At 61.4% G+C, this 17841-nt stretch carries 16 protein-coding genes and 1 tRNA gene; 11 read left to right on the top strand and 6 right to left on the bottom strand.

Annotated elements, in window-relative coordinates; all coding sequences use genetic code 11:
• Positions 1–163: 163 nt before the first annotated feature.
• Both ICL81_RS10990 and ICL81_RS10995 read left to right on the top strand, forming a co-directional pair.
• Complete coding sequence (locus ICL81_RS10990; protein WP_353055509.1) at positions 164–1399, top strand: AMP-binding protein; 1236 nt, start codon at positions 164–166, stop codon at positions 1397–1399.
• Positions 1396–2373: a 1,4-dihydroxy-2-naphthoate polyprenyltransferase gene (locus tag ICL81_RS10995; protein ID WP_188034920.1), complete on the top strand. Its 978-nt coding sequence runs from the start codon at positions 1396–1398 to the stop codon at positions 2371–2373. Before ICL81_RS10990 ends, ICL81_RS10995 begins: the two co-directional genes overlap by 4 nt.
• A gap of 224 nt (positions 2374–2597) precedes the next feature.
• Here the strand turns inward: ICL81_RS10995 and ICL81_RS11000 are convergent, their stop codons facing one another.
• The gene (locus tag ICL81_RS11000) at positions 2598–2969 is read right to left on the bottom strand and encodes a DUF4229 domain-containing protein (protein WP_188034921.1); all 372 of its coding nucleotides are present in this window, start codon (positions 2967–2969) and stop codon (positions 2598–2600) included.
• Positions 2970–3084: 115 nt separating this feature from the next.
• On the opposite strand from ICL81_RS11000, the gene ICL81_RS11005 reads away from it, so the two are divergent.
• Entirely contained in the window at positions 3085–3567 is a 483-nt protein-coding gene (locus tag ICL81_RS11005) for a PLD nuclease N-terminal domain-containing protein (RefSeq protein ID WP_188034922.1), read from the top strand.
• On the top strand, positions 3567–5285 hold the full coding sequence (gene menD, locus ICL81_RS11010) for a 2-succinyl-5-enolpyruvyl-6-hydroxy-3-cyclohexene-1-carboxylic-acid synthase (RefSeq protein WP_188034923.1): 1719 nt from the start codon (positions 3567–3569) through the stop codon (positions 5283–5285). The genes ICL81_RS11005 and menD overlap by 1 nt, the downstream gene beginning before the upstream one ends.
• Before the next feature lie 73 nt (positions 5286–5358).
• Here menD and ICL81_RS11015 read toward each other — a convergent pair whose 3' ends face one another.
• Positions 5359–6699, bottom strand: coding sequence for an isochorismate synthase (locus tag ICL81_RS11015; protein ID WP_353055510.1), 1341 nt, complete (start codon positions 6697–6699; stop codon positions 5359–5361).
• A gap of 99 nt (positions 6700–6798) precedes the next feature.
• On the opposite strand from ICL81_RS11015, the gene ubiE reads away from it, so the two are divergent.
• Genes ubiE through ICL81_RS11030 form a run of 3 tightly spaced genes read left to right on the top strand, consistent with a single transcriptional unit; the run spans position 6799 to position 9986 of the window.
• On the top strand, positions 6799–7548 hold the full coding sequence (ubiE, locus tag ICL81_RS11020) for a bifunctional demethylmenaquinone methyltransferase/2-methoxy-6-polyprenyl-1,4-benzoquinol methylase UbiE (RefSeq protein ID WP_188034924.1): 750 nt from the start codon (positions 6799–6801) through the stop codon (positions 7546–7548).
• 41 nt (positions 7549–7589) lie between these two features.
• Positions 7590–8603, top strand: coding sequence for a polyprenyl synthetase family protein (locus tag ICL81_RS11025; RefSeq protein ID WP_188034938.1), 1014 nt, complete (start codon positions 7590–7592; stop codon positions 8601–8603).
• 6 nt (positions 8604–8609) lie between these two features.
• On the top strand, positions 8610–9986 hold the full coding sequence (locus ICL81_RS11030) for an FAD-dependent oxidoreductase (protein ID WP_188034925.1): 1377 nt from the start codon (positions 8610–8612) through the stop codon (positions 9984–9986).
• Between the two features lie 1191 nt (positions 9987–11177).
• On the opposite strand, the gene ICL81_RS11035 is transcribed toward ICL81_RS11030, so the two are convergent.
• From ICL81_RS11035 to ICL81_RS11045, 3 genes are all read right to left on the bottom strand, one after another.
• On the bottom strand, positions 11178–11918 hold the full coding sequence (locus tag ICL81_RS11035; RefSeq protein WP_188034926.1) for a hypothetical protein: 741 nt from the start codon (positions 11916–11918) through the stop codon (positions 11178–11180).
• Positions 11919–12246: 328 nt separating this feature from the next.
• Positions 12247–13203: a 3-methyladenine DNA glycosylase gene (locus ICL81_RS11040; RefSeq protein WP_353055511.1), complete on the bottom strand. Its 957-nt coding sequence runs from the start codon at positions 13201–13203 to the stop codon at positions 12247–12249.
• 75 nt (positions 13204–13278) lie between these two features.
• Positions 13279–13716, bottom strand: a complete 438-nt coding sequence (locus ICL81_RS11045; RefSeq protein WP_188034927.1) for an RNA-binding S4 domain-containing protein — start codon at positions 13714–13716, stop codon at positions 13279–13281.
• 31 nt (positions 13717–13747) lie between these two features.
• Between ICL81_RS11045 and ICL81_RS11050 the strand changes: the two genes are divergently transcribed.
• From ICL81_RS11050 to ICL81_RS11065, 4 genes are all read left to right on the top strand, one after another.
• The gene (locus ICL81_RS11050; RefSeq protein WP_188034928.1) at positions 13748–14377 is read left to right on the top strand and encodes a YigZ family protein; all 630 of its coding nucleotides are present in this window, start codon (positions 13748–13750) and stop codon (positions 14375–14377) included.
• 26 nt (positions 14378–14403) lie between these two features.
• On the top strand, positions 14404–15597 hold the full coding sequence (locus ICL81_RS11055) for a DNA polymerase III subunit delta' (RefSeq protein WP_353055512.1): 1194 nt from the start codon (positions 14404–14406) through the stop codon (positions 15595–15597).
• Positions 15598–15608: 11 nt separating this feature from the next.
• Positions 15609–17213 (top strand): alpha/beta hydrolase, encoded by a 1605-nt coding sequence (locus ICL81_RS11060; RefSeq protein ID WP_353055513.1) that lies wholly within the window; start codon positions 15609–15611, stop codon positions 17211–17213.
• A 160-nt stretch (positions 17214–17373) separates the two neighbouring features.
• Positions 17374–17446, top strand: a tRNA-Thr gene (locus tag ICL81_RS11065).
• A 98-nt stretch (positions 17447–17544) separates the two neighbouring features.
• On the opposite strand, the gene ICL81_RS11860 is transcribed toward ICL81_RS11065, so the two are convergent.
• A partial coding sequence (locus ICL81_RS11860) for a hypothetical protein (RefSeq protein ID WP_215394789.1) occupies positions 17545–17841 on the bottom strand: 297 nt, incomplete at its 5' end.

Below are 17841 nucleotides of genomic sequence, written 5' to 3' on the forward strand. Positions count from 1 at the left end.
TCGAAAGGGCCCCGTTCTCCCGAACGAGGCCCTTTCTTGCGCAAGAAAGCCCCAATCTCGACAGAAACCCCCGGTTTCGCAGGGTTCGCGCCGAAGCAAAGGCAGAATTCCCGGCTGGGAAAGGGCTAACCCCGAAATAAGCCACCCCGGGTACGATTAACGGGTGACTTCTTCGCAGACGCTTCGCGCGATTCCCGTAGATGACCGAGCTTGGCTAATCGCCGCGCTCGGCGATGCCCTGCAGGGCGGAGCCCCGGTACTGCCGGTCGGCCCGGGCATCGATGAGCAGGCTGTCGACAAGCTGCGCGCCGCCGAACTCCCCGCGGGCACCGCGGTCGTCGTGCGTACCTCGGGCTCAAGCGGTGTTCCGAAGGCAGTCGCGCTTTCTGCCGCGTCGCTCCTTGCAAGTGCAGAAGCGACCCACGCCGTGTTTGGTGGGCCCGGTCAGTGGCTTATTACCCTTCCCGGCCACCTTATTTCGGGACTGCAGATGCTCGTTCGAAGCGCGGCCGCCGGTATCGACCCGGTGTTCTGTGACGAAGCTGGCGACCCAGGAGCGCTGCTTGCTGCGGCAGAGACCATGGACCACGATCGCCGTTACGTTTCGGTCGTTCCCGTGCAGCTCGAACGCCTGCTCGACCTGGCTGAGACTGACGAAGACGCGGCAGACACCCTTCGCCGCTTCGATACCGTGCTCGTCGGCGGTCAGGCGCTGTCGCTCGACCTTCGCACGCGCGCGTACAACCTCGGCGTGAAGATCCGCCGCAGCTATGGCATGACCGAAACCAGCGGCGGATGCGTCTACGACGGCGTCGAGATCGGTGACACGGGGGTGCGGATCCGCCAAGGCGAAGTCCAGCTCTCCGGCTCGTGCCTGGCGCTCGGTTACATCGGCGACGCAGAGCTCACCGATGACCGCTTCATTGAAGAAGTGAACCGTTCCGGTGAGCTCGTCCGCTGGTACCGCACCGGCGACGCAGGTGAGCTGCTCGGCGGGATGCTGACCGTCACAGGTCGCATCGATCGCGTGCTCATCAGTGGTGGCATCAACGTGTCGCTCGACGAGGTCGAGCGCGTGGTCCGCGAGCACAGCGGCTGGGGGAGCGCAGTAGCGTTGTCCACAGGCGCAATCGGTGTTCCCGCGAACGAGTGGGGCGACCGTCCCGTGCTCGTCGTGGAGGCGCCCGCGGGCACTGACCGCGAAGACTTTGAGGCGATCCGCGCCTCAGTTCACAGCGCGCTCGGCCCGGCAGCGGTGCCCGAGTGGGCAGTGGGAATTGCAGCCATGCCGCGGCTCGCGGGTGGCAAGCCAAACCTGCGCGCGATCGCAGAATGGCTCGCGGATCAGGACCTCACCGCACTTGAAAACCTCGACTCGAACTCAGGAGACGCTCGATGAACCAGGCTCGCGAATCGCAGCACCAGGCGCAGAATAAGCTCAAGTCTGGCAATCCGGCAGCCCGTGCTGCGGCTGAGCGACAGGTTGCTGCGGGTGCTCCGCCCCGCATCACTTGGCGCAACTGGGTCGGGGGTGCGCGTCTGCGCACCTTGCCCCTCGCGGTCGCACCCGTCGTAGCCGGCGCAGGCATCGCGAACATGCTGCAGGCGTTCTCCTGGCCGCTTTCGATCCTTGCGCTCGTGGTCGCAGTGTTCCTGCAAATCGGTGTGAACTACTCGAACGATTACTCGGACGGCGTGCGCGGCACCGACGAGTATCGAGTCGGCCCGGCTCGCCTGACTGGATCTGGACTCGTCAATCCCAAGCACGTGCTCATCACGGCACTCGTGTTCTTCGGGCTGTCAGCGGTTGCTGGCCTCGCCGCGGTGGTCATCAGCGGCCGCTGGTGGTTCCTCGCAGTCGGCCTCATCGCGATCGTAGCCGCCTGGTTCTACACCGGCGGTAAGAAGCCGTACGGCTACATGGGTCTCGGCGAGATCATGGTCTTCATCTTCTTCGGCCTGGTAGCAACAGTGGGCACCGTGTGGCTGCAGAGCGACATCGTCCCGCAGGAAGCATGGTTCGCTGGCGCCGGTATCGGCTTCTTCGCGGTCGCCGTGCTGGTCGTGAACAACCTTCGCGATATCCCGACTGACCGACTTGCTGGCAAGAACACGCTCTCTGTGCGGATCGGCGCAGGCTGGTCAAAGGCACTCTTCATCGCGTGCGTAGTACTGCCATTGCTTGTTCCCGCGATCTTCCTGATCTTCTACCCGGGCATGCTGTTCGTGTTCTTCGTACTTGTACTGGTTGGTCCAGCGATTATCATCGTGCTGACCGCGAAGACTCCGAAAGAGCTCATTCTCGTGCTGCAGCTCACAAGCTTCGCAGCGCTGTTCTACGGCGTCGGGCTCGGCTACGCTTTCGGGTTCTAAACAGTGAGCTTCCCCGCCTCAGCGGCCTAGAACCGCCAACCCGCGAAAGCGCCCGCTTCTGCCGAGATCACTCGTTCCTGTGGTCGGAAAGTGTGCATCTCGGCAGAACGAGGTCATCTCGAGAGGTCGAGCGAAGCGAGCCCGCGTCGCGGCACGGCCGCGATAGCAAAGTAAAAGGCGCCCGGTAGTGAACCACTACCGGGCGCCTTCCGTTCTTTTGAAGCTTATGCGCGAGCTTCGGGCGTCTCAGGCGCATCGGTCTCAGTCGCGGGCTCTGCCTCAGCAGCCGCCGGTGAAGCCTCAGCCGCTGCCGCAGCTGCCGCTGCCGAACCCGGCTCGTCGAGAATGTCATCCTCAATGATGTCGTCAGCGGTGCGGTCGCGGTTGCGCCAGTCGTAGATGCTCTCGGATGCCTGCTCGCGCGGCTTCGACAAGAGAAGAATCGACAGTGCGACGCCAATCAGCGTCGCGAATCCGGCTGACCACCAGGGGCCAAGGCCAATGAGGTACAGCACTACTAGCGGGACGAAGAAGAACGCCAGACGCAGGAGAGTGTAGGTCAGCCATGCTTTGCGATTGCTACGGTTTTCGGTCACGAACGGCAAGTGTACCGGCGCACGCTGAAGACAACCCTCAGGCCAGCGGAAATCCCTATCCACAGGCACGAAGTGTGCTCGGACATCGCCCAGCACACCCGAGTAGCATGGGGTCATGGTTCGGTTCTTGATCGTAGGCGTCGTACTCGCCGTTGCATTCACACTCTTCGCATTGGTTGATGCGGCGATGACCGATGCCAAGCGTGCCCGCGGCGTCGCGAAGCCAGTTTGGATCATCCTGATCGTTCTCCTCCCCGTCATCGGTGCGGTGCTCTGGCTGATCGTCGGTAAGGGCAAAACTGCGCAGACAAAGGTCTTGGCCCCTGACGACGACCCACGCTTCACTGGACCAACACTCTCCGAACAGGAGAAGAGTGTGTTGAACGACCTTGAAGCGCAGCTCCGTGCTCTCGACAACGAGGTGTTCCCTGGTGAGGGTGCAACCGATCACACTGACCACTCGCACGATGCGCAGAAGAGCGCTACGCCTAGCAGTGAAGCGAAGCCCACATCAGACCCGCAGCCTCAGTCGGAAACTGGCGAAGACCCCAAGAACCCGGCTGATAACGCTGACCCTGAGAACGGTTCGCGTCGCTGATGAGCGCAAGTTCCGCGCCCGCTGCCCCCGCTCCATCTTCGATTTTTGCTGTTGAACTCCTCGCTGGTCTGATTCGCCGCGGAGTGCAAGACGTCGTCGTCTGCCCAGGTTCTCGTTCGCAGGCGCTCGCGCTTGCAGCGGCTGACGCAGAACAGGCTGGCGCGATCCGCCTCCATGTACGGCATGACGAACGGGCCGCAGCCTTTTTCGCGCTCGGTCTTTCTCGCGAGACGGGACTCCCTGCTCCCGTGGTTGTGACGAGCGGAACCGCGGTTGCGAACCTCCTCCCCGCCGCGCTCGAGGCGCATGAGGGGCGAGTCCCATTCATTGCGCTGAGTGCAGATCGCCCGGCTGACAAGCGTGGCGTTCGTGCAAGCCAGACCACGACCCAGCACGACATGTTTGGTCCGGCAGCGCGGCTTTCACGCGATGTCGCACCGCCAGAAGCGCAGCTCGCAGAAGACCCTGACGAGCTCGCACGCGACGCGTTCGCAGCAGCGCTTGGCCATGCCGGTGGCCAGCCCGCCGGCCCCGTGCAGTTGAACCTGCAGTTCCGGGAGCCACTCTCCGGCACGGCAGGCTTCGAATCGATGATCGCCGGTGGCTTCGCTGCTGCAGCTGAGGAAGGGGCGGAAGCCCGCACGATCCGCGCCCTCGACGCTCGCAACGTCGCGGCAGCAGCATTCGGAACCGCAACGATCAACACCTTTACGCTCGAGGCCGAGCATACTGCTGGCTCAGATGCGCGCACCGTGGTGATCGCCGGCGCCGCAGCAGGCACCGAGGCAACCGACTTTGCTCGTGCTGCTGGGCTCCCGCTCCTCGGTGAGGTTGTGAGTGGCTGCCGCGAAGGTGAAGAAGCGATCGTGGCCTACGCGGCGCTGATTGATCAGCATTCGCTCGGTGGTTCCGTGAATCGCGCAATCGTTTTCGGCCACCCCACTCTTACGCGCCAAATTGGCGCCCTCGTTGGTCGCGCTGACGTTGAGGCGATCGTGGTTGATCCGCACGTTGATACTGATCACTACGATCCAGTTCGGTCTGCGCGCATCGTTCGCCATGCTCGCGTTGCCCCCGGCTACGATCGGGCTGCCAACGCGACCTGGCTTGCCGCATGGCAGACGGCGGATCGCGCTCACGCCAACGCACTTCCCGCCATCGACGCAGGCGCTGCGCCGTCGCGCCGCTCGCTTGTCGCAGCGGTGTGGAACTCCACAGCACCGACAGATCGCCTCATGCTTGCGGCCTCGCGCCTCGTGCGTGTGCTCGACGGCGTCGCAGAACCACGCGCAGTTGACGTACGTTCGAATCGGGGTCTTGCAGGCATCGACGGAACGATCGCAACCACCGCGGGCATCGCCTTCGCGAGCCAGTCTGTAATTCCAGACAGCGTGACACGGTTGCTCATTGGCGATATCGCGCTGTTGCACGATGCCTCCTCGCTCTTCGCGCCAGCGGGGGAGCGGGTTCCTCGCATGCAGATCATCCTCGGCAATGACGGTGGTGGCACGATCTTTGACGGCCTCGAGGTTGCCAGTTCTGCTGAGCGGTCAGCGTACGAGCGCGTCATGTTCACGCCGCAGACGGTGAACATCGCCGCCCTCGCCACCGCTGCAGGTTGGCAGCATGTGCTCGTCGAGACGCAGCAGCAGCTTGAGACGGTGCTCGCCGAGCCAGTCACCGGCCGAGTATTCGTCGAGGTAGCGCTCTCGCGCTAACGGGCATCGGTGGCAGCTGCTGTCACTGAGGACGCAGCTTCGGCAATGCCTTACCTTGTGCCGCTAGGCATCGCTAGGCACCGAACGCGGTCGTAATTGGCCGGAACTTCGAGACGGTCTCAAGCAATTCGTGCTCAGGGTCTGAGCCTGCGACGAGTCCGCCGCCGGCACTCGCCACGATAGACCGGGTGCCGTCAACGGCTCCGCCCAATTGAGCACAACGGAGCGCGATGACCCATTCGCCATCGCCGTTACCGTCGATCCAACCGACCGCGCCAGAGTAACGACCTCGATCGAACTGTTCGAGCTCGTGAATGACCTCGACAGCCTCGGCAGTCGGGGTGCCGCCGATCGCTGCAGTCGGGTGCATCGCCGCGACCAGCTCCAGCGTCGTCACGTCTTCTGCGAGCTGCGCGCGCACGTCGGTCGCGAGGTGCCACACATTTGGCAGCTGCAGAGCGAAGGGTGCTTCGCTCGTGGTGAGTTCCGTGAGGTGCGGGCTCAACGTCGTCACCACACTCTGCGCGGCAAAGGCGTGCTCGTGTTGATCCTTGTCGCTCGCGAGGAGTTCTGCACGCACCGCCTGATCGGCAACCTCGGTGAGACCCGTGCGAGGCCTCGTCCCTGCGAGCACACGGGCTTCAAATTTGCCGTTGATGACGCGGGCGAGCGTCTCAGGGCTCGAGCCGACGAGACCGTCGATGGCGAAGGTCCAACAGTTGAGGTATTCGGCGCTCAGGCGTGCGAGGGGGGTCCGGATGTCGGCGTCTGCCGCGATCCGCCCTTCCAGCTGCCGTGAAAGTACGACCTTCTCCAAATCGCCAGCATCGATGCGACGCACGGATTCAACGACACCCGCGGTGTACCCGGCGACGGTGCAGGGTGACTTCGGGACACAACCGGTTGCGGCAGCGAATGCTTCGGGAGAGTCAAGTTCGATGGCTTCCCATGCGGCGAACGGCGTCGCCACTGGAGCTTCAGCGTTGCTCACAGGGGTGCCGGTGTCAGAGGCAGCACCAGTGCCAGCGTCAGCAACGCTCACCTCGGTGCGCCACATCTCGTTACCGGATCGACCAATGATCGAACGCGGCACAATCAGCACGCTGACGTGCTCGCTGCGCGCGTCGAACGCGAACGTGCCAAACGCGAGGAGCCCAGTGCCGGGCAGGCCAACATGGTTTTCAATGTTGGCGGCAGCTGCGATCCGCCGCCACATGCGCGAGGCTTCGGTGAACCTGTGAGCGCCGCTGAACTCGAGGCGGATCGCCTCACCAATTCCCACGGCTCCGCGGTCACCGCGGTTCCAGTACAGGGGCTGCTGCGGGTCAGCGAAAGCCAACAACTCAGGAAGTTCGCCGTCTGTGAGTAGTGGTCGCGTCACCGAGCGAAGCTGCGGGACAGACGACTCAGGCACACCACTAATCTATCGCGGTCGACTGGGAAAGATAGTGGCGCGCTGCAAGTGCGTCACTATATGAGAGTTCATGTCAGTGGAACGGGCTAGCATGGTGGGGTGACTCGCCCAGATACCGCGACTAAGGCCGCCGCAGACGTCTCCGCTATGTTCGATGACGTCTCCACGAAGTATGACCTCATTAACGATGTTTTGACGTTCGGCAGTGACCGCTATTGGCGCCACATGACGACGGAAGCGGTTGCGCCGCACACCGGCATGCGTCTGCTCGATCTTGCGGCAGGCACCGGTACCTCCTCTGCATCTTTCGCGGCGCGCGGTGCACACGTCGTCGCAGCTGATTTCTCTGAGGGCATGCTCGCGGAGGGCCGCCGCCGCCAGGCAGGCAATGAGCTCATCGAGTTCCAGTGGGCAGACGCGACGGACCTTCCGTTCGAAGATAACTCTTTCGACGCGGCGACCATTTCATACGGTCTCCGTAACGTACAAGATCCGAAGAAGGCCATCGCCGAGATGACCCGCGTGGTGAAGCCGGGCGGCCGCATCGTGATTGCTGAGTTCTCGCGCCCGACCAACGGCCTCATCCGCCTCGGCTATGGCATTTACGGTCGTCAGATTCTGCCCCGCGTTGCGGGTCTCATCAACCGCAGCGCTGCAGCTGCGTATGAGTACCTCAATGAGTCGATCGAGCAGTGGCCTACGCAGGAGGATCTCGCGAAGTGGCTCCGCGAGGCCGGCCTCGAGCGCGTCGGCTACCGCAACCTCACCTTCGGTATCGTCGCGCTCCACCGCGGCTTCGTGCCGTACGAGGCGCCCACCGAGAGCCCCGAGTCAGGAGATGCAGAGTGACCGATCCGATCGTCGCTGACACGACTACTCAGGCGCTGCCGATGCGCATGTTCCGGAGCGCGCACGAGCGCCGCTTCGAGAAGAAGATGCGCGAGCAGCTCGACCTCATCGAGGTCGGCCTGAACGAGCACCTCACGTTCGCGTCGCCCATTGCTGACGCGCCCGCACGCTACCTTTCTGAGGCTGGCGGCAAGCGGATCCGCCCCGTTCTTACGGTGCTCGCAAGCCAGCTGGGCGATGGCCCGAACGAACTCGTACGCCGCGCTGCGCAGGCCGTTGAAATGACGCACCTCGCATCGCTGTACCACGACGATGTCATGGACGATGCAAAGCTGCGCCGCGGTGTCCCCGCAGCACAGATCGTCTGGTCGAACTCGGTCGCGATCCTTGCGGGCGACTTGCTCTTCGCACGCGCTTCGACGCTCGTATCGGGCATGGGTGAAGACGCGATTCTGCTGCAGGCACGCACGTTTGAGCGCCTCTGCCTTGGCCAGCTGCACGAAACTGTCGGCCCGCAGCCGGAAGACGACGAGATCGCGCACTACATCCAGGTGCTTGCAGACAAGACCGGTGCCCTCATTTCGACCGCTGCGCGTATGGGCGCAATGTTCGGCGGCGCAAGCTCCGAGGTCATCGAGGCAGTTACTGAGTATGGTGAGCGGATCGGCGTTGCCTTCCAGCTCATCGACGACGTCATCGATCTCTCCCCGAAGAAGGAACAGACCGGCAAGCGCGCCGGTACCGACCTTCGCGCGGGCGTAGTCACCTTGCCCCTGTTGCTGCTGCGCGAGCGCGCGGCACAAGGCAATGAAGCTGACGCGGCTCTCTTGCAGCGCATCGACGCAGGTGTCGAAGCGATTGCAGGTGGCGCGGATCCCGCAGTTCTGGACCCCGAGGTTGAAGCACTCCGCAACCACGAGGTCACGCTGGAAACCGAAGCTACCGCCCGCAAGTGGGCAAACGATGCTGTCACCGCACTCGACGTGCTCCCGAAGTCTGCCGTCAAGCAGGCGCTCGTGGAGCTCGCCGATTCGATCGTGACCCGAGAGGGATAAGTACCTATGGAAAAGATGCGTGTTGCAATTGTCGGCGCGGGTCCCGCAGGCATTTACGCGGCAGACCTGCTGCTGAAGGCTGAGCGCGACTTCGATGTCGAGGTGGATCTGTTCGAACAGCTCCCCGCACCCTACGGCCTTGTCCGTTACGGTGTCTCGCCTGATCACCCCCGTATCAAGGGCATCATCACCGCGTTGCGAGACGTGCTCGATTCGGGTTCGATTCGCTACTTCGGCAATGTCCGCTACGGCGTTGACGTCACCCTTGACGACCTGAAGAAGCACTACAACGCGGTCATCTTCTCGACCGGCGCGATCCGCGATGCAAATCTCAACATCCCGGGTATCGATGCTGAAGGTTCTTACGGCGCAGCTGACTTCGTGAGCTGGTTCGACGGTCACCCCGATGTGCCCCGCACCTGGCCCCTCGAAGCACAGAGCGTTGGCGTCATCGGCAACGGCAACGTCGCGCTCGATGTCTCGCGCATGCTCATCAAGCACGCAGATGACCTGCTGCCGACCGAGATCCCCGAGAACGTGTACGAGGGGCTCAAGGCAAGCCCGATCCAGGAACTCCACCTGTTCGGTCGCCGCGGCCCCAAGTACGTCAAGTTCACGCCGCTCGAGCTCCGCGAGCTCGGCGAGGTTCGCGACGTCGACATGGTCATCAACGAGGCGGACTTCGATCGCGAAGATGCGTACGCTGACGAGACCCTCATGAAGAACAAGCAGGTCATCGTGATGACCCGCATCATGGACAAGTGGCGCGCTGAGCAGAAGGAACGCGAGGCTGGCGACATCGCTCCCGCATCGCGCCGTCTGCACATGCACTTCTGGTCGAAGCCCGTCGCGGTCGTCACCGAGGAAGGCCGCGTCACCGGCCTCAAGATCGAGCGCACCGCACCCGACGGCAACGGCGGAGTCATCGACACCGGCGAGTTCGAAACCATCCCGATGCAGTCGCTGTACCGCGCGATTGGTTACTTCGGTTCGCCGCTCGACGAGATCCCCTTCAGCGAAGAGCGCGGTGTTATTCCCAATGACAAGGGTCGTGTCCTCGACACCACCGGCGAGCAGATTCCCGGCGTCTACGCGACCGGCTGGATCAAGCGTGGTCCGATTGGTCTCATCGGCCATACGAAGTCCGACGCTATGGAGACCCTCGAATGCCTGATCGCGGATCAGGCAAACCTGTGGTCGCCCGAGGCGACCGACACTGACGCGATCCCTGCCCTGCTTGAGTCACGCAACGTCCCCTTCACCACCATCGACGGTTGGCACCGCCTCGACGCCCACGAGCTCGCGCTCGGTGAGGCTGCGGGCCGTACCCGTATCAAGGTGGTTCCTCGCGATGAGATGACCAACATTTCGCGCGGTGAGTAACGTGTTTGGCGCGTAGCGCTCGCTTACTGAGGTGCCCGGTTCCGTTTGGAGCCGGGCACTTTTGTCTGCACCGGATCAAAATATCGAGCACTCACCCAGTACAGAATTGGTCACCATCCACAGGAAACTGGACTATTTTTCCCTGGGGTTTTAGGGTTCATTGAGGGGGGCATTCTTACCAATTTTCAGAAATGGTGAACGCCTTGAACAATTCAGCCGTAAGGTTTTCTGTCAGGCCGCGCAAACGGTCGGCATCGCGGGCAGTCGCAGTCATTGCCAGTGCGGTAGTGCTTGGTGCATCAGCCAATTTGTATTCGAGTGGGCCCGCGCAAGCGTGGGAAGGCTACCTCTACACGACCATTGGTGAATGGGGAATGAGTGGTACAACGGCTACCGGGCTGATTGCAAACAGCAGTATGGGGAGTGACCGCGGGCTCTTCCGAATCCCCAACTTGGGAAACACCGCAGACATTCTCTACCAAACTGACACGGGTGAACAATGGTGCCTGGCAGCTGAACAACCAGATGCCGTAAATGGCTTGCGATGGATCCCGGTTGGCGAGGGCACCTGCCAACTCGTCACCACGGTGCGCGTTGGTGCCACTTGGACGCAGTTTGGCTTCGTCGCGAAAGACGGGAAATACCGCGGAAAGTATCTCGGCCCGAGGTCGGGTTCTCATGACATCGTGTGGGGTGGGAGGAGCTACCACTTCATCCAAACGCCATTCCCCATCAATTACGTCGAGATTCTGGGTCAGTCGACAGTGAGCGTGACCCAAACACCGCTCATTTACGGCAGGGCAATTGGGCGCAACGATCTGACTCTGAGAAACGGTGCTACCGATGAGCTGCTGGCGACAGTTTGGGTCGAGCGTGATGGGTACTGGTTCTACCGATTCAAGCATCCCTTGGCGTGGGGTGACGAGGTCGATGTTGTGGCGACACAAACCGTCAAAGGTAAGACCTCGACAGCCCGGCTGAAAGTCAAAGTAGCTGAACTTGCAACGATCAACCTCGACGCGCTGGACCCAACGGCCCGTACGGTGACCATGAGCGGGCGTGCGACACCGGGTTCCTTGATTGGTATTTACAACGCAGAACGCACGATCATCTGGCGGCGAATTGTCAATCCCGAAGGCGTGTGGGCCCCAGTTACCATCCCTAACCTGTCATACGGCAAGAACGAATTCTTCATTGAACAACACATTCTTGATCAAGAAGTGGTGAACCCAGCTGGTGTGTCGGTGGTCTCCTTTGACCTTGTGAAGCCAGCACCACCGAAAGACCCTGATCCGCCGAAGCCGCCTGAGCCTCCGGAGCCTCCGGAGCCTCCTGAGCCTCCTGAGCCTCCGGAGCCGCCTGAGCCGCCGGAGCCGCCTGAGCCGCCGGAGCCGCCTGAGCCGCCGGAGCCGCCGAAGCCGCCTGAGCCTCCGGAGCCGCCGGAGCCTCCTGGTCCTTCGGGGGATCCTGATCCGCCGGAGCCTCCTGGTCCTTCGGGGGATCCTGATCCGCCGGAGCCTCCTGGTCCTTCGGGGGATCCTGATCCGCCGGAGCCTCCTGGTCCTTCGGGGGATCCTGATCCGCCGGAGCCTCCTGGTCCTTCGGGGGATCCTGATCCGCCGGAGCCTCCTGGTCCTTCGGGGGATCCTGATCCGCCGGAGCCTCCTGGTCCTTCGGGGGATCCTGATCCGCCGGAGCCTCCTGGTCCTTCGGGGGATCCAGATCCTCCTGAGCCTCCTGGCCCTCCTGGCCCTCCTGGTCCTCCGACCGAGCCAGGACCTCCTGGAGATTCTGATCGACCCGAGCTGCCGGCAGACTCTGACGATCAGCCCGGTAGCCCTGAGAATGACATGAAAACAGAGACAGCGAAGGAACATGCTCAACGTAAGCCCATTCAGTCGCCTCTTGGCGAGATGAACGTTGTGCCGACACGCACTTGGTACATCGAAGCTCCAAAAGCGCCGGCTGCAAGGGTCGTGCCGGCAACAAGCCCAGTTGAAACCAAACAGCGAACGGTATCGCCAGAACCGACCCCAGGCTCAGCAGATCGGTCAACGGACTCGGAGAACAGGATGGTCGAGGAGGTAGAACTCAAAGACTCCGAGGTCGTCTCACTTGTGAACCCAGTAGCCGTGACTGTAGCGGCTGTGACACTAGCTGGCGGAATCGCTGCCGCAAATGCTGGTCAGGTCCGTCGCAAACTCTCAATCAAGAAAGGAAAACCACCAAAGATTAGCTAGGCGATTGCCCGTTCACTCGCCTACGAGGCTCGTGCAGTCGCAATCGCTTGGATGACGCGAACGCGTAATGCGTTACCTCGATCGGTGAAGGCTCTCTGGCGGTGAGCGTACTCGCGCTTACCGTCAGGGGTCTCGATTGGGATCGCGGGAAGATCGAAACCGCTCACGTCATAAGGTGACGCTTGCATGTCAACGGTCCGGATATCGCGGGCCAGCTCAAACGCATCGAGCAACAGTTCACCAGGCATGATCGGCCCGAGCTTTGTTACCCACTTGTACACGTCCATGCCAGCATGTAGGCAACCGGCCTGCTCGTCGTTGATTTGTTCAGCCCGAGTTGGCGTAAGTCGATTGAGAGGTCGTGCGTCTGGGGTAAAGAAACGGTAGGCGTCGAAATGGCTACAAGAAATGGGATTGCTTTCCACAACTGCATCTGTGGCCTCGTGGCCAATCCTCAGCGGAAGACCGGCGTGACGGATTTGCTCAGGAGTGAGTTTGTACACCATCGCCCATTCATGCAGTCCAAAGCAGGCGAAATGAGGAGGCCGTTCGATTGTCTTCTCGAGAAGATCCGCGATGAAATCCACCGAAGTTGCGCGCTTCGCAAAGAACGCGGGCAGATCAACCGTTAAATCCGAGCCGTTTGCCGTCCGGTAGTAACGCCACTCCGAGCGTGCCGGGACAGGGATCGTTGACCCGGGCCCTTCAAAGGCCTTGCTCGGTGCGACGTCAGCAGCTCCTTCGAGAACAACGCCAGCTCCGGGATGCCACCGACGTAGGTCTGCAGGTTTGTAGGAGTAGTACGTCCAAAGGAAGTCCTCGATGGGGTGCTTCTTGCCTGCGAGCCTGCGCGCACGATGGTCAGCGGAAAAGGCATCTGCGCGCGCTTCGTGTGCGGCTTCGCGAGCAGTCCACTCGGCGCGACTCAGCACAATCGAGGTTGCCGAAGCCTGCGCGCTGAGTGCCGAAATATCCACGCAGTAAGGGTACCCGGTCGGGCTGGGGTGATCCGCGCCCTGAGAATCAGAAGGTAAAGCCGCCGAATCGGGTGGCTAGAAGCCCAAGGGATCGAACGAGTCGCTATCGCGCCCACGCAGCCGATCAATGTCGCGGCGGTCCCGCTTCGTCGGGCGCCCGGCGCCGCGATCTCGTACCACGGCCGCGGGTCGTTCCTCGCGCGGGGGAGGGGGTGGCGAATGATCTTCGAAGAGGGTGGCAGCTTCTGTCGCGCTTCCACGGCGGATCCCCAGGCCCCGCACCACGTACACCTTTTCGAGGCCGTGCAGACGTACGCGAACAGTGTCGCCCACCTTGACGGCCTGCGCTGGCTTTGCTGACGAATCATTTACGCGAACGTGTCCAGCTTTGCACGCTGCAGTGGCCTGGCTACGGGTCTTCGCGAGACGAGCCGCCCAGATCCACGCATCAGCGCGCACCGAGGTTGGCCCTGAAGGGGCTCCGCGCGGGACGTCTTGACGCTGTGGTTCCATAGCTCTTGATCGTAGCGGGCAGAATAGAGGTATGGCCGAAGAATACGAGACGATCGCGGGACGCGTCGATACCGAGGTGGAAATCTCGCGGTCTCGGTTCTTAACCAGGCTTGAACGAGTCGATAGCGAAGCGGCCGCGCGCGAAGTGATCGCTGTGGTGCGGGCAGAGCATCCGCGGGCACGCCATCACTGCTCGGCGTTTGTGCTCGGACATGACGGTCGTGTGCAACGTTCCAACGATGATGGGGAGCCGAGTGGCACTGCAGGCGCGCCCATGCTCGATGCGCTCACGTCATCAGGTCTGAGTGACGTGGTGGCAGTTGTGACCCGATACTTTGGCGGCATTCTGCTCGGTGCAGGCGGACTTACCCGCGCGTATCGGGCTTCCGTAGCGGACGCCGTGCTCGTATCGAAGCGCGTGCAACGCGGACTGCGCCACGAAGTTTCAGTGATCACTGGCTACGACGTCGCAGCACAAATTGAGTCTGAAGCTCGCCGTCGCGGGTATGCAGTTGGCGAGGCAACCTATGGCGCCGATGTAACGCAGCGATTTGCAGTGGCCGCGCACGAAGTTGCCGCATTGGAGGCACTCGCTGCCGAGCTCAGTGCGGGCGCAGCACTGTGCGAACGAGGCGAATCCGGATACGTTGATCTGCACTAATTTTCAGCAAGAACCACACATTGTCAGTGGCCACCGGTAGCCTTGCGAGCATGGGATTCTGGTCTGAAATCGTCGGGCAGCCCGTGGCCGTTGAAATGCTTGATCGCGCTGCTTCATACGAGCCAGGGGCGGCTGCGCCTGCGCACGCGTGGCTGATTACTGGCCCTGCGGGCTCTGGCCGCTCGAATCTTGCGTACCGGTTTGCTGCTGCGTTGATCGCCCGTACCGAGGCTGATCGTGGCCGGGTGTACGCGCAGGTTCAGGCGCACACGCATCCTGATCTTGGGGTATTGACGACTCAGGCCGCGATCATCAAGATCGATGCCGCTCGCGAAATAGTCACGACCGCTCACTATGCACCGAGTGAGGGGCGCTATCGCGTCATTGTTATTGAAGACGCGGATCGCATGCCAGAGCACACCTCGAACGTGCTGCTGAAGGCTATCGAAGAACCACCCGAGCGAACGATCTGGGTGCTGTGCGCACCGAGTGAGGCAGACCTCCTCCCGACGATTCGCTCACGTACCCGTGCGCTCCGGCTTGTCACACCTGGTGTGGAGGATGTCGCGCAACTGTTGCAGTCCCGTGACGGCGTCTCGCCCGAACGCGCGGCACAAGCTGCCCGTTTAGCACAGAGCCACGTTGGTATGGCCAGGCGACTCGCCTCTGACGATGAAGCGCTCGCTCGTCGCCAAGATTCAATTCAGGCGGCACTTGGAGTGCGAACACTTGGCGACGCAATGGGAGTTGCCGCCTCGCTTGCAAAAATTGCGCAGGCTGACGCAGATGCGCTGATGGATCGGCTTGACGCGCGCGAACGTGAGGAAGCCATGCGTGGGCTTGGCCTCGCGCCCGGTGCGGCAATTCCGCCGCGTCTACGATCACAGATCAAGGCGCTCGAAGAAGAACAGGAGCGTCGTCGAAAGCGCAGCCTGCGTGACGGACTCGATCGCGTCCTTACTGACCTGTCCTCGCTCTACCGTGATGTGCTGATGACCGCGCTGGCTTCTGTCGATGAGCGAGACCTCATCAACCTTGAGTTCAGCCGAGCTATTTCCGACCTTGCTGATCGCTGGACCCCTGAGCAGACACTGCAAGCACTCGACGCTGTCAGTAACGCCCGTGAACGGCTCATGCGACAGATCACTCCGGGACTTGTCATGGAAGCCCTGTTCGCCCGGATCGTGATGATTCATAACTTCGTTAACGACGCCCGCTGAAAGGTACACAAGTGAGTGAGATCGATAACGCCGAAGACATCGTTCGGCAGAAGAGTAAGCGCTTCCGCCTGATCGTCACGGTGGTCGTTGGCCTGCTGATTGCGGGGCTTATTGCTTTGCTCATCAGCGGTGGATTTGGCCAGCCAGTTGTGCAGCAGAAGCCAGGCTCGAGTGATTTTGCTCCTCCGAAGGGTGACGTCGAGCAGACGCTTGCGGGGTATCAGTCGCAGGAGCCTGACTGGCGCAACTGCGGTGACGGTTTCCAGTGTGCGACCGTGTTGGCCCCATTGAACTGGAACGATCTGGAGAGTGAACCAATTGAGCTTGCGATGATCCGCAAGCCGGCTACGGGTTCCAATCCCCTCGGCAGCTTGTTCATTAACCCGGGCGGCCCTGGCGCATCAGGAGTCGAATACGCTCGATACGCAGGCACCAACGGGCTTGATGACGTTTTGCTCAAGAACTACGACATCATCGGATGGGATCCCCGCGGCGTCGGCAACTCCAGCGCGATCGATTGCTTCACTGATGCCGAACTTGACGAGCAATTGTTTGGCTTTGACGACTCCATTAATCTGAAGCGTGGCAGCGATGAATGGCTGCAGGCCTCCGAAGAGAGTGCGCGTACGATCGCTGAGGCCTGTGAGAAAAACTCGGGCGATCTCATCAAGTACGTGAGCACCGATGAGACTGTGCAAGATCTCGACATGATGCGTGCCATCGTGGGGGACGAGCAGCTGAACTATCTTGGTTACTCCTACGGCACCTACATCGGCGCTCGGTACGCAGATCGATTCCCTGAAAATGCTGGTCGTCTCGTGCTTGATGGCGCGATTGACCCACAGGTGACTGAGCGCGAGATGATCCGCGAACAGACGAAGGGCTTCGAACTTGCGTTGCGGGCATACGTCACGGACTGCCTTACCCGGAGTGACTGCCCTTTCACCGGAACCGTAGATGAAGCGATGAAGCAGATCGGTGACATGCTCGATCAGGTTGATGCGGAGCCGTTGCAAGCTTCAGATGGCCGGTACGTCGGATCAAGTACCTTGCTCACCGCGATCATCACGCCGCTCTACAACCAAGACAACTGGTCGTACCTTGACATGCTCTTCCAAGCTATTCCGCAGGGAGACCCAGACATCGCACTCGCCCTTGCCGATTCGTATTACAGCCGTGACGCTGATGGCTCATACCTGGACAATTCGACGGTCGCATCCTGGGCAATTAACTGCCTTGACTATCCGACTGACGCTGACGTGGAGTCCATGCGGGCAGAAGCTGCAGAACTCGAAAAGCTAGCGCCAACCATCGGTCGTTTCCAGACCTACGGTGGAACATTCTGTGCTGATTGGCCAGGCGACTCAACCGAAAACCGAGAACCGGTGAGTGCCAAGGGCGCGAACCCCATTTTGGTGATCGGCACGACAGGCGATCCTGCTACGCCCTACCTGTGGGCGGAAGCTCTGGCCGATCAGCTTGAGAGTGGAGTCCTGGTGACGTTCAAGGGTGAAGGGCACACCGCATACGGGACGAGTAGCTGCGCCTCTCGTGTGATTGATGAGTTCCTCGTCGAGGGCACGGTCCCCGCACAAGACCCACTCTGCACCGAATAGTTCATCTGCACACGCCACGAGTGTGACCCAACGTTGGGTTCGCCTCGTGGCGTGTCGCATATGCACGCCTTGTGCTGTGAATTTTCGGCATCACCGACGTGCGATCACGCACCCGGAACCTGCTATAGTTGTCGCTTGTGTACAGAGCAATCTGTGCCAAGCCGCCTTAGCTCAGTTGGTAGAGCGATTCCCTCGTAAAGAATAGGTCACCGGTTCGATTCCGGTAGGCGGCTCCGTAAGGCCTCGACAGTAATGTTGAGGCCTTTTCTGTATTTACGGCGCGGTGTTGCCTCTGGCTATCAGCTCATACTGTTGCTCGCATTGCTGCGGTTCAGGCGTCTTTGTGCGGATCCCCGGAGCTGAGTGCTGAAGACACGCCCGGGATGTGGTCTGGGTTTGCGCTGGGGTGTGGATCGGCGTAATGTATTCCCTTGTCGCCGCAACGCAGCCGGGCAGCATCGCTGGCCTGGTTGATTCGCTTGCGGTTAACTGGAATCGTTTGGTTTTGGTTGTTGGACTGCTTTTCGGAGGGCCATTGGTTTGGTCGGTACGGGGAGTGTCTGGTCCTTGAGAACTCAATAGTGTGCACTTGATTGTCAAATGCCAATTTTTTATCCCTGGCATGAAC

Origin of the sequence: Leucobacter sp. cx-328, from assembly GCF_014530035.1 — a bacterium.
GTDB lineage: Bacteria > Actinomycetota > Actinomycetes > Actinomycetales > Microbacteriaceae > Leucobacter.

Coding starts and splice junctions, on each gene's coding strand:
- ICL81_RS10995 (WP_188034920.1), top strand. CDS start 1,396: ATGAACCAGGCTCGCGAATCGCAGCACCAGGCGCAGAATAAGCTCAAG.
- ICL81_RS11005 (WP_188034922.1), top strand. CDS start 3,085: ATGGTTCGGTTCTTGATCGTAGGCGTCGTACTCGCCGTTGCATTCACA.
- menD (WP_188034923.1), top strand. CDS start 3,567: ATGAGCGCAAGTTCCGCGCCCGCTGCCCCCGCTCCATCTTCGATTTTT.
- ICL81_RS11025 (WP_188034938.1), top strand. CDS start 7,590: ATGCGCATGTTCCGGAGCGCGCACGAGCGCCGCTTCGAGAAGAAGATG.
- ICL81_RS11030 (WP_188034925.1), top strand. CDS start 8,610: ATGGAAAAGATGCGTGTTGCAATTGTCGGCGCGGGTCCCGCAGGCATT.
- ICL81_RS11045 (WP_188034927.1), bottom strand. CDS start 13,716: ATGGAACCACAGCGTCAAGACGTCCCGCGCGGAGCCCCTTCAGGGCCA.
- ICL81_RS11050 (WP_188034928.1), top strand. CDS start 13,748: ATGGCCGAAGAATACGAGACGATCGCGGGACGCGTCGATACCGAGGTG.